Source organism: Citrobacter sp. Cf136 (genome assembly GCF_030333815.1).
GTDB classification, from domain to species: domain Bacteria; phylum Pseudomonadota; class Gammaproteobacteria; order Enterobacterales; family Enterobacteriaceae; genus Citrobacter; species Citrobacter freundii.
In genome coordinates this window covers 1-11,675 of record NZ_JAOWFE010000011.1, presented here as the reverse complement: position 1 = coordinate 11,675, position 11,675 = coordinate 1, and the positions used below count along the sequence as shown (strand labels likewise).

The window sequence follows — 11,675 nt, the reverse complement described above, 5'->3', positions numbered from 1 at the left end:
GAATATTTTTTTGGCTGATACTGATATGGCCGAATGATATCAACCAGCCATTGTTTGCCGATGCTGCTGGCTTAGTTTGCGGTACTGCTGCGGCGACATGCCGACAAACTTGCTGAAGGTGTCATAAAAACGGCTGCTGGAACGGAATCCGGCGGTCAACGCAACGTCGAGAATGGTTTTATCGGTATCGCTAAGCAATGCGCGGACGTGATTGATCCGCATTGCCGTGATGTACTGCTTCAGGGTGAGTTGCATCACGCGTTGGAAAATCCCCATCGCGTAGTTGGCGTTGAGCTTCACGTGTTCCGCGACGTCGTTGATGGTGAGCGCCTGATCGTAGTTATCGGCAATAAAGCTCAGCATTTGGCTGACGTAAAACTGGGCGTGCCGAGACACGCTGTTTTTGTGGGTCCGCGAGGTTTTATTGACGAGTATAGGCTGCCAGCCGGAAAGGCTAAACCGCTTGAGCATCAGACCAATTTCATCAATGGCGAGCTGGCGAATTTGTTCGTTCGGGTTGTTCAGTTCCTGTTGCCAGCGCTGAACTTCAAAGGTGCTCAACTGCTGCGACGCCAGCGATTTGATGACCATTCCATGGGTAACATGGTTGATCAACTCGCGATCCAGCGGCCAGGAGAGGAAAAGGTGCATCGGTAAATTGAAGATAGCCATACTTTGGCAACTGCCTGGACGCGTGAGTTGATGCGGTGTGCAGGCCCAGAATAGCGTGATGTGTCCCTGTTTTATCTGTACGACTTCGTTGTTGATCAGATACTCGACGTCACCATCAAACGGCACATTGATCTCCACCTGCCCATGCCAATGGCTGGCTGGCATAGCATGCGGTGAGCGCAACTCGATATCCATCCGTTGATATTCTGAGTACAGCGATAGCGGGCTGCGGGTTTGTTCTTCATCGCTACTGCACATGTGCGGATCGGGAGGAAGAGGCGATGTCGGTAATGTGCTCATGGTTGCTCCATTTCCTGAATTATCAGAATCATGTCATTTAACACGTATTAAGGCTGAGAATCAGGACACAAATTGGACCGTTACCATTGAGCATAGCGACATTTTGCGGCCACATACTCTGCTTTTTGGGTAATTTTGTCCCATAAACTCAGATCCAATAGGGTGCAGAGTGATGATCTGAGTTTATGGGAATGCTCAGCAGAGAAGTCGGAAGTTTTCAGCTATACGCTGTGCCACCATGACTGTGTTCACTAATGTTCTGGAGAGTCATGATGTCTGCACCCAAAATTACCTTTATCGGCGCCGGTTCCACGATTTTCGTCAAAAATATTCTTGGGGACGTCTTTCACCGCGATGCGCTTAAATCTGCGCATATCGCCTTGATGGATCTCGATCCTACGCGTCTGGAAGAGTCACACGTTGTTGTGCGCAAGTTGATGGATTCTGCGGGCGCGTCTGGACGAATCACCTGCTATACCGATCAAAAAGCAGCATTACAGGATGCTGATTTTGTGGTGGTCGCTTTCCAGATCGGCGGCTATGAACCCTGTACCGTCACCGATTTTACGGTGTGTAAACGCCATGGTCTGGAGCAGACGATTGCCGACACGCTGGGGCCGGGCGGCATTATGCGCGCGCTGCGCACCATTCCGCATTTATGGCAGATTTGTGAGGATATGACCGAAGTCTGTCCGCAGGCCACCATGCTTAACTACGTTAACCCGATGGCGATGAACACCTGGGCAATGTATGCGCGCTATCCGCATATTAAGCAGGTTGGGCTGTGTCATTCGGTGCAGGGGACGGCGGAGGAGTTGGCCCGCGATCTGAACATTGACCCTGCCTCTTTGCGCTATCGCAGTGCCGGGATCAACCATATGGCATTTTATCTGGAGCTGGAGCGCAAAACGGCGGACGGCGCCTATGTGAATCTCTACCCGGAGCTGCTGGCGGCCTATGAATCCGGTCAGGCACCGAAACCGAATATTCACGGAAATACCCGTTGCCAGAACATTGTGCGCTATGAAATGTTCAAAAAACTGGGGTACTTCGTCACCGAATCGTCGGAGCACTTCGCCGAATATACGCCGTGGTTTATCAAACCGGGGCGTGAAGATCTGATTGAGCGCTATAAGGTGCCATTGGATGAATATCCGAAACGTTGTGTGGAACAGTTGGCGAACTGGAAAAAAGAGCTGGAAGAGTACAAAACGGCTGAGCGGATCGACATTAAACCGTCGCGCGAATATGCCAGCACTATCATGAACGCTATCTGGACCGGTGAACCGAGCGTCGTGTATGGCAATGTTCGCAATGACAGTCTGATCGATAACCTGCCGCAAGGTTGCTGTGTTGAAGTCGCTTGTTTGGTTGATGCGAATGGTATTCAGCCAACGAAAGTCGGTGCTCTCCCGTCACATTTGGCGGCTATGATGCAAACCAATATCAATGTTCAGACTCTGCTAACGGAAGCCATCCTGACGGAGAACCGCGATCGTGTTTATCACGCGGCGATGATGGATCCGCATACCGGCGCGGTACTGGGGATTGAAGAGATTTATGCGCTGGTGGACGACCTGATCGCGTCTCACGGCGACTGGCTGCCGGCCTGGCTGCACCGTTAATACACAATCACGCCGGGCAGAGCATCCGGCGTTTAACCTCTGACGTTTCCTCTTACAGAAGGCGGGCGCTGGTAACAGCGACCCGATACCCTATGAGCATCTCTCTGACAACAAAACTCAGTTACGGATTTGGAGCGTTCGGTAAGGATTTCGCTATCGGTATCGTGTACATGTACCTGATGTATTACTACACCGACGTGGTGGGATTATCGGTGGGCGTCGTCGGAACCTTGTTCCTGGTGGCAAAAATATGGAACGCGTTGAACGATCCGGTGATGGGGTGGATAGTGAATGCCACCCGGTCGCGTTGGGGAAAATTTAAACCCTGGATCTTACTCGGTACGCTGGCGAACTCGTTGGTGCTGTTTTTGCTCTTTAGCGCACATCTGTTTGAGGGGACGGCGCAAATCGTTTTTGTTTGTGTGACGTACATATTGTGGGGGATGACCTACACCATTATGGATATTCCATTCTGGTCGCTGGTCCCCACGATTACGCTGGATAAACGCGAACGTGAACAACTGGTGCCGTTCCCTCGTTTTTTCGCCAGCCTTGCAGGGTTTGTCACCGCGGGCGTGACGCTACCCTTTGTAAACTATGTTGGCGGCGCGGATCGCGGGTTCGGTTTTCAGATGTTTACGCTGGTGCTGATCGCATTTTTTATTGTTTCTACCCTCGTAACCTTGCGCAATGTGCATGAAGTGTATTCCTCTGACAGCGAAGCTACCGCAGACAGCACCCGGCTGACGCTGAAATCAATCCTTGCGCTTATCTACAAAAACGATCAGCTTTCCTGCCTGCTGGGGATGGCGCTGGCTTACAACGTGGCGTCCAATATCATTACAGGTTTTGCGATTTACTACTTCACCTACGTGGTGGGTGATGCTGACCTTTTCCCATACTACCTCTCCTATGCCGGAGCAGCTAACTTGCTGACATTGATTCTCTTTCCCCGTCTGTCAAAGGCGCTTTCTCGCCGGGTACTGTGGGCTGGCGCTTCGGTTATGCCAGTTCTCAGCGCAGGCGTATTGCTGATTATGGCTCTGGGGGCATTCCACAATACTTTCCTGATTGTTACCGCAGGGATCCTTCTGAACATTGGTACGGCGCTGTTCTGGGTACTGCAGGTGATTATGGTGGCGGACACCGTAGATTACGGTGAATACAAGTTTAACGTCCGCTGCGAGAGTATTGCCTATGCCGTGCAGACAATGGTAGTCAAAGGTGGCTCGGCGTTTTCCGCTTTCTTTATTGCGGTAGTGCTGGGATTGATTGGTTATGTTCCGAATGCGACGCAATCTGCTGAGACCATCCTCGGCATGCAGTTCATCATGATCGCGCTGCCCACGCTTTTTTTCGTTGTGACACTGGTGCTCTATTTCCGTTACTACCGGTTGAATGGCGATATGCTGCGTAAGATTCAGATCCACCTGCTGGATAAGTACCGAAAAGTGCCGTCGCCCGTCAAACAGTCGAATACTCCGGAGATTCCGGTGGTAGTAGCCAGCGATGTGAAGGCCTAGCTATGGAGTGGCATTCCTGGATTGGCTATCTGGCGGCAACGCTGACGACGCTCTCTTTTTTGCCGCAGGCGATTAAGGTTATTACCACCCGCAACACCCAGGGTATCTCCGGTTTAATGTATGTGATGTTTGTGTGCGGGCTGGTGTTGTGGCTGGCTTATGGGTTATTGATTGAAGATACCGCTGTCAGCATGGCGAACTTTCTGACACTGTTGTTCGCCTTGCCGATTCTGGTTATCAAGTATCGCAGTAGGTAGCGCAGATTGCCGGAGAAGCGTTAGCGCTCTCCGGCCGTTTTCAACTGCCGATTGTGCCAGCCCGCCAACGCGAGGATCGTTGTTAACGCACCGAGCAGGGCGCAGAACATGTCCGACTGGGTATCCCACGGATCACCCTGCGTGCCAAGGAAGTCTTCCGCACCTTGTCCCATTGCCAGCGCTGCCCACCACTCGATCAGTTCATACATTGCGCTAATCGCCAGTGCTATGCAGCAGACCAAAAATGCCAGCATCTTACGACCACGGACAATATTGCCGCGCACTAAAATCTCTCTTGCCGTCAGGGCTGGTACCAGCCCCTGGAAGAAGTGACCCAACTTGTCATAGGGGTTACGACTGAGATCCAGCCATTCCTGAACCTGAAAACCGACGGGAACTTTGGCGTAGGTATACATCCCGCCTACCATCAGAATGATGGCGTGCAAGAAAATCAACGTATAAAGCAGCGGCGTCAATGGGTACTGCTTCATGGTAGCCAGCAACAGCGGGACGACAATAATGACCGGCGTGACTTCCATCAGCCAGGTGATTTTCTCCGAGGCAGAGATACCGGTGTAGATAAGGATCAGCGCCAGGAACACTGCGCCAGTGTGCAAGATTGTGGGGTTCAGAGTGCGGAGCATTGCGAATTCACACGTAATGGAAAAGGTCACTATTCCCTGTGAACGGCAAAAATTCAATACCAGTAAATGGGGGGATAAAGTTGGCCCGGGGGGATCGCTGGACTGACGCCAAAAATTTAGTGCCAGTCCAGTGCCGGGCCGAATGGGTTACTTCGCGCAGTTAGCGCATTGTTTGCTGACGATTTGCTGGAAGAAATCGTTGCCTTTGTCATCGACCAGGATGAAAGCAGGGAAATCTTCTACTTCGATTTTCCAGATAGCTTCCATTCCCAGCTCCGGGTATTCCACGCATTCCAGATGCTTAATGCTCTGCTGCGCCAGTACCGCTGCCGGACCACCGATGCTGCCTAAGTAGAAGCCGCCGTGTTTGTGGCAGGCGTCAGTCACTTGCTGACTGCGGTTACCTTTCGCCAACATGATCATGCTGCCGCCGTGAGACTGCAACAGGTCAACGTAGGAGTCCATACGACCCGCGGTGGTTGGGCCTAAAGAACCGGACGGATAGCCTGCAGGCGTTTTGGCCGGACCCGCGTAGTAGATCGGATGATCTTTCACGTACTGCGGTAAACCTTCGCCGGACTCAATACGTTCTTTTAACTTCGCGTGGGCAATGTCACGACCGACAATGATAGTACCGCTCAGTGACAGACGAGTAGAAACCGGGTACTGAGAGAGCTGGGCGAGGATCTCTTTCATTGGGCGGTTAAGGTCAACTTTAACCACTTCACCTTCACCCGCCTGGCGTAGAGATTCCGGAATGTACTGACCTGGGTTATGTTCCAGTTTTTCAATCCAGATCCCTTCGCGGTTAATCTTGGCTTTAATATTACGGTCTGCGGAGCAAGAAACGCCCATACCAACCGGGCAGGATGCGCCGTGGCGAGGCAGGCGGATCACGCGGATATCATGTGCGAAGTATTTCCCGCCAAATTGAGCGCCAAGGCCGAGTTTCTGTGCCTCGATCAGCAGTTCCTGTTCCAGTTGGAGATCGCGGAACGCCTGGCCGTGAGCATTACCTTCAGTCGGCAGCGCGTCATAGTAGTGTGTGCTGGCCAATTTCACCGTTTTAAGGGTACTTTCCGCTGACGTCCCGCCAATGACGAATGCGATGTGATACGGCGGGCAAGCTGCAGTACCCAGCGTGCGCATTTTCTCAACCAGGAAGTTTTTCAGTTTGCCGGGAGTCAGCAGCGCTTTGGTTTCCTGATACAGATAGGTTTTGTTGGCTGAGCCGCCGCCTTTGGCCACGCACAGGAATTTGTATTCGTCACCGTCCACGCTGTACAGATCGATTTGTGCGGGCAGGTTGGTGCCAGTATTCACTTCTTTGTACATATCCAGCGCCGCGTTTTGCGAGTAGCGCAGGTTATCTTCAATATAGGTATTAAATACGCCTTTGGAGAGGGCCGCTTCATCGCCGCCGCCGGTCCAAACGCGCTGACCTTTTTTACCCATGATAATTGCCGTACCGGTGTCCTGGCAGGTTGGCAACACGCCTTTGGCGGCGATTTCGGAGTTTCTCAGGAACTGCAGCGCTACGTACTTATCGTTTTCGCTGGCTTCGGGATCATGGAGAATTGAGGCGACTTGCTGTTGGTGTTCTGGGCGGAGCATGAAGGAGGCATCGTGGAAGGCTTGTTGGGCCAGTAGCGTAAGTGCTTCAGGAGCTACTTTCAGGATTGTTTCGCCTTCAAACTCGCCGACACTGACGTGATCGGATGTCAGCAGGTAGTACTCAGTTTTGTCTTCCCCCAGTGGGAAAGCCGCCTGGTAAGTGAATTCAACTTTTGACATTTGCTTCCAGCCTTTTCATTTTTCTCAGGAATTTTAAAATTCTCTGTGTCTTAATGGTGGCGTGCCGTACCAACGCGGACGGCACGCGAACTGTGATTACAGGAAACCGTACATTGCGGCGAAGATCCAACCAAAGACACAGGATACGCTTACGCCGATCAAACCAGGCAGAATGAAGCTGTGGTTGATAACGAAGCGGCCGATGTGGGTGGTGCCAGAGCGGTCAAACTGAATAGCCGCCAGGTCGCTCGGGTAGGTCGGCAGAATGTAGTAACCGTAACATGCCGGAGCGGAAGCCACGATGTACGCTGGATCAACCCCGATTGCCAGTGCGACCGGAACAATCGCAGCCAGCGCTGCTGCCTGGGAGTTTACAAATTTGGATACCAGCAGCAGAACAATTGCATAGGCCCACGGATACTCTTTCACCATATTGCCCAGCACACCTTCGATTTCTGTCATGTGCGCGCCGAACATTGTTTCGGCCATCCAGGCAATACCGTACACCGCCACAATCGCGATCATACCGGAACGGAAGACTTCGTTTTTAGATATTGAAGCGGGATTGGTCTTCGTCAGGATAATAATCAGCGCACCCGTCAGCAGCATGAACATCTGGATAACCAGTACCATTGACAGTGGTTTGCCGCTAAAGGTAGGGCGCAGCTCAGAGAACGCGCCGAGTACGGCAACAACGGCGATAGCGGCAAGGAAGATCCACATGGCCAGCCAGTTGCTTTTCGGCAGCTTTTTGTCTAACAGCGTGGCGGTATCGCCATACACATAGTTGTGGTTTTCAGGTACAGAAATGAACTTCTGGAACTCTTCATCTTTATCCAGATCTTTACCACGGAACCAACTGAAGATACCGATCGCCAGGATACCCAACAGGGTAGACGGGATGGTGATGCTGAGCAGGTCGAGGAATTCGAGATGCTTGCCTTCAAACGTTACGTTACCCAGCATTGCCACCAGTGACACAACGGCTACAGAAACCGGGCTGGCGATAATACCCATCTGCGCACCGATGGAACTCGCCGCCATCGGACGTTCCGGGCGAATATTGTTCTTAATGGCAACGTCATAAATGATTGGCAGGATGGTGTATACCACGTGCCCTGTACCGCAGAGAATCGTCAGGGTGCAGGTAACGAAAGGTGCGACGATGGAAACATATTTTGGGTTACGGCGCAGCAGCTTTTCAGCGATTTGCAGCATAACGTCAAGACCGCCGGAGGCTTGTAAGGTTGCCGATGCGGCCACCACGGCAATAATAACCAGCATGACATCTACAGGTGGTTTACCCGGCTGGAGATGGAAAACGAAAACCAGAATGACCAGGCCGATACCGCCTAATAAACCCAGCGCGATACCGCCCTTTCTGGCACCATAAAACAAACATATTAATATTATGAGAAGTTGTATACTAAATAACATTTTATTTACCCTCGCGAAAAACCCAGTCAATTTTTTGAAAAATGGATCTGTGCCACATTCTTTTTTGCCAGAATAAGCATCAAAAAATGGTCAGTATTCGATATGTCCGTATTTGCGATTAATGTTCAAATGTCTTGCTAGAATTTTTTTTTAAAGTTATGGCGATATTTGGTTTTTTCTGTGGCTTTGATCAGAGGAGAGAATCCTCAGGCGATGGGAAGCAGAGCTGAACATGGAGAGCCGCGGTTGACGCTGTAATTTATCTATTTTGCGTTTTCCGCTATTACATGAACCACCGACAGAATGAGTGAGTGGGTTATTTATGTGATCACGGTCACGCCATTTCATGATGTGATGAAGTCGGCGTGCGGATACTTTTATTTGCTCACAAAAATGTACGGTGTCCATGGTACGTAGCATGGTCTCCATTGCTACCAGTCTAGATTTTGTATGTCTGGTTAATTTCAGACTAATCCTTTATGGGTAAAAATACACACTCTGCGAGTTAGATAATACTTAATTAACTTTTGTTAGCGATTTTGAAATTAAAAACAGTGTGATGTTTGTCAATATTAAAATAATACATTTAACATGCCGGATACAAATATATTTGATCTAACGCAAATTTATAATTTTGCAGTGTCAGCTGGTGAAATAGGGATTTTTCATTATTTTAATAATTGTTACTTTCAAATAACAAATAATCCCAAGTGTATTTATTGGCAATATTGTTTAAGCAATGAGTAGTGTTCAGCCTGCACGCGATAACGATAAACAGGTCTGCCGGTCACGCCATAATGGATGCTGGTAAATAAGATATGACAATTGACGAGCCAGATAAGGTATTTACGGCAAGAGACGCGCGAGATATTGACCTCGTTAGCCAGCTCATCCGTGGAGAACTCCTGATCCTGGTGCTCATCAATCCACTGGCACAACGTGCGTAACGTTTGTGGCGTTAATCCTTTGGGTAAGCGCCGCGTTTCTTGTTCATTGGAGGAGCTGCCGTGAATCAACTGGTCAAGCTCAGACTGTTCATAGTACTGATGCTTTTCCATCTCAGTTTTTTTCTGTAGCCAGCCGGTGAGCGCCTCTTCAAACCGGGACGCCTGGAAAGGTTTGATCAAGTAGTCAACGACGCCGTAGTGAAGTGAATCTTTAATGGTGGTGGCATCGGCTGCAGAAGAGATGACGATGACATCGCACTTGCAACCTTCACTGTGCAGAACCGGTAGCAGGTCCAGGCCGTTTTCTTTTTGCATATAAATATCTAGCAAAATCAGATCGATATGATGACCGCTATGAAAGATTATCTCTTTTGCTTTCTCCAGCGTGGAGGCTGTGCCGCAGCAGTGAAAACCGGAGAGTTGCGCGACATAACGACGGTTTAATTCCGCTACCATTGCATCGTCATCGACAATTAAGACATTGATCATCTGCTGGCCCTCTCACCATTCCACGGTAACTGTACAAAAAATTGGGTGAAGATCCCAGGTTCAGACTCGACGGATATATTGCCGCCAACGTTTTCAACCTGTTGTTTAACAAGCGCTAAACCTACGCCCCGTTCGGTTCCTTTTGACGAAACGCCCTTCTCAAAGATGTGCTCAATGTTTTCGGGGGCGATCCCCGGACCATCGTCATTCACTTCGCAATGCAACCAGCCGTGTCGATAATGCAAGGATACGCTGATCTCACCACCAGGTTCTTGACCTAGCGCTTCCAGGGCGTTTTCAATCAGATTCCCCAGAACGGTAATCAGCACCGCCACCTGATCTTCGTTGTTATTCTCCGGTAGCTGGCTTTCATTGCTGATGACCAGGCTATGGCCTAAATCAGATGTGCGATTAATCTTACTGAGTAAAAATCCTGCGATCACCGGAGATTTTATTTTTCCTAACAGTGAGCCAATTTCTTCCTGATAATTGTTCGCGGTCTTTAGGATGTAATTTTCAAGCTGCTTATAACTTTTCAGATGCAATAATCCTAGAATCACGTGCAATTTATTCATGAATTCGTGGGATCGTTCACGAAGTGCATCGGCATAGTTGACCATACCGTCCAGGCGTTGCATTAACTTTCGGACTTCAGTCTTATCTCTGAAGGTTGAAATGGCGCCGATGATTTTACCGTTGCTGAGTACCGGGACCGTGTTAATTAAGAGCAGCCGATCCTTCACCATGATCTCTTCATCGCGGCGCGGCGTTCCGTCATGTAGTACCTGTGAAAAATCGACCACTTGTGACCACGCATGGCTGAGCGTGGAGAGCTGGGCATCATCTTGTGATTTGTGATAATCCAGCAGCTCCTGCGCAGCTTGGTTAATCAACGTCACTTCACCGCACTCGTCAACGGCAATGACTCCTTCCTTTATAGAGTGCAGCATCGCCTGGCGTTGTTCGAACAGATTGGAGATTTCATAAGGTTCCAGACCAAACAGAATGCGCTTGAGGACCTTAACGAATATCCATGTACCGAGCAGCCCAACCAGCACGCCAAATAAGATTGACCAGATGATGCTGCCGCGGCTGTTATTGATCTGTTCAGCAACTCTGCTTAGCTCAAGACCGATCGCCACCACGCCAATTTGCTGGTGATGTTCGTCGTATATAGGGGTGAATACCCGCAGGGCTTTAGCCAGAAACCCGCGATTAATGGCGACATTCTCTTTACCTTGCAGGGCCAGCAAAATGTCATCGCCTTTAAATGGCTGGCCGATTCGCTGTGCTTCGGGATGGGAGTAACGAATGCTTTGCATATCGGTGACGACGATGAACAAAAAATCGTTGCTCTTATTCACCGCCTGGGCAATCGCTTGAATACCGCTTTCCTCGGGCTTTTTCATTAGTCCCTGGCGGATCTCCGGAGAGTTGGCCAACGTTCGCGCGACGGCAAGCGCTTTACTCGCTAACGCATCGCGCGTCATGTTGCTAATTTGCGAGAAATAAATCAGATGAACGACAAGCAGCACGGAGAAGAGAACTGCACTAACCATGAGGATCACGGTGGTGCCAAGCTTCATCGGGCGTTTGCGTATAGCAGTACGTTGCAGTGAGTGTCTCATCACGGTCCTGGAATCACGGTTTGTGCGGGTATTATCGCCTGATGGAGGGCGTAATTCAAAGGTGGTAGGGATTATGGAGCTTAAGTTGTCAGCCCTTCTTCTTTATATAGCGTAGAGTGAATTTCTTTCTATATAGAGGTTTTCATATCGGTTCTCTCCCTTTTCAGGGACGCTGACAGATAATTTGCTTACGATTGTGGATAACTCTGTGTGTAAATGGGTATAAGGCGGGGTTTTGCTGTGGAATGCAGCAGTCAGTCATTTTTCTGCAATTTAAGGGTTGCGGGCCACAGGAAACTCCCTATAATGCGCCTCCATCGACACGGCGGATGTGAATCACTTCACACAAACAGCCGGTT

At 50.0% G+C, this 11,675-nt stretch carries 9 protein-coding genes; 3 read left to right on the top strand and 6 right to left on the bottom strand.

Annotated features, from left to right (window positions below; genetic code table 11):
* Positions 1-39 precede the first annotated feature (39 nt).
* Positions 40-972 carry a transcriptional regulator MelR gene (melR, locus tag OGV98_RS00095; protein ID WP_003841146.1) on the bottom strand — a complete coding sequence of 311 codons (933 nt, stop codon included), beginning with the start codon at positions 970-972 and terminating at the stop codon, positions 40-42.
* 269 nt (positions 973-1,241) lie between these two features.
* Here melR and melA point away from each other — a divergent pair, with 269 nt between their 5' ends.
* The 3 genes from melA (at position 1,242) to OGV98_RS00080 (ending at position 4,377) form a co-directional block, all read left to right on the top strand.
* Positions 1,242-2,597 carry an alpha-galactosidase gene (gene melA, locus OGV98_RS00090; protein ID WP_086529668.1) on the top strand — a complete coding sequence of 452 codons (1,356 nt, stop codon included), beginning with the start codon at positions 1,242-1,244 and terminating at the stop codon, positions 2,595-2,597.
* A 92-nt stretch (positions 2,598-2,689) separates the two neighbouring features.
* A complete protein-coding gene (gene melB / locus OGV98_RS00085; RefSeq protein WP_138828117.1) occupies positions 2,690-4,120 on the top strand; it encodes a melibiose:sodium transporter MelB in 1,431 nt (476 codons plus the stop codon).
* A 2-nt stretch (positions 4,121-4,122) separates the two neighbouring features.
* The gene (locus tag OGV98_RS00080) at positions 4,123-4,377 is read left to right on the top strand and encodes a SemiSWEET transporter (protein ID WP_003031867.1); all 255 of its coding nucleotides are present in this window, start codon (positions 4,123-4,125) and stop codon (positions 4,375-4,377) included.
* Between the two features lie 20 nt (positions 4,378-4,397).
* Here OGV98_RS00080 and OGV98_RS00075 read toward each other — a convergent pair whose 3' ends face one another.
* From OGV98_RS00075 to OGV98_RS00055, 5 genes are all read right to left on the bottom strand, one after another.
* Positions 4,398-5,021, bottom strand: coding sequence for a DUF2238 domain-containing protein (locus OGV98_RS00075; protein WP_032948356.1), 624 nt, complete (start codon positions 5,019-5,021; stop codon positions 4,398-4,400).
* Positions 5,022-5,168: 147 nt separating this feature from the next.
* Positions 5,169-6,815 carry a class I fumarate hydratase FumA gene (gene fumA, locus OGV98_RS00070; RefSeq protein ID WP_003031871.1) on the bottom strand — a complete coding sequence of 549 codons (1,647 nt, stop codon included), beginning with the start codon at positions 6,813-6,815 and terminating at the stop codon, positions 5,169-5,171.
* A 96-nt stretch (positions 6,816-6,911) separates the two neighbouring features.
* The gene (dcuB, locus tag OGV98_RS00065) at positions 6,912-8,252 is read right to left on the bottom strand and encodes an anaerobic C4-dicarboxylate transporter DcuB (RefSeq protein ID WP_003031873.1); all 1,341 of its coding nucleotides are present in this window, start codon (positions 8,250-8,252) and stop codon (positions 6,912-6,914) included.
* Positions 8,253-8,968: 716 nt separating this feature from the next.
* Entirely contained in the window at positions 8,969-9,688 is a 720-nt protein-coding gene (dcuR, locus tag OGV98_RS00060; protein ID WP_003031875.1) for a two-component system response regulator DcuR, read from the bottom strand.
* The gene (locus OGV98_RS00055; RefSeq protein WP_003031877.1) at positions 9,685-11,316 is read right to left on the bottom strand and encodes a sensor histidine kinase; all 1,632 of its coding nucleotides are present in this window, start codon (positions 11,314-11,316) and stop codon (positions 9,685-9,687) included. The genes dcuR and OGV98_RS00055 overlap by 4 nt, the downstream gene beginning before the upstream one ends.
* Positions 11,317-11,675 lie beyond the last annotated feature (359 nt).

Bases quoted from the DNA above. Each gene is read 5' to 3' on its own strand.
- OGV98_RS00075 (WP_032948356.1), bottom strand. From the start codon at position 5,021: ATGCTCCGCACTCTGAACCCCACAATCTTGCACACTGGCGCAGTGTTC.
- fumA (WP_003031871.1), bottom strand. From the start codon at position 6,815: ATGTCAAAAGTTGAATTCACTTACCAGGCGGCTTTCCCACTGGGGGAA.
- melB (WP_138828117.1), top strand. From the start codon at position 2,690: ATGAGCATCTCTCTGACAACAAAACTCAGTTACGGATTTGGAGCGTTC.
- OGV98_RS00055 (WP_003031877.1), bottom strand. From the start codon at position 11,316: ATGAGACACTCACTGCAACGTACTGCTATACGCAAACGCCCGATGAAG.
- OGV98_RS00080 (WP_003031867.1), top strand. From the start codon at position 4,123: ATGGAGTGGCATTCCTGGATTGGCTATCTGGCGGCAACGCTGACGACG.
- dcuR (WP_003031875.1), bottom strand. From the start codon at position 9,688: ATGATCAATGTCTTAATTGTCGATGACGATGCAATGGTAGCGGAATTA.
- melA (WP_086529668.1), top strand. From the start codon at position 1,242: ATGATGTCTGCACCCAAAATTACCTTTATCGGCGCCGGTTCCACGATT.
- melR (WP_003841146.1), bottom strand. From the start codon at position 972: ATGAGCACATTACCGACATCGCCTCTTCCTCCCGATCCGCACATGTGC.
- dcuB (WP_003031873.1), bottom strand. From the start codon at position 8,252: ATGTTATTTAGTATACAACTTCTCATAATATTAATATGTTTGTTTTAT.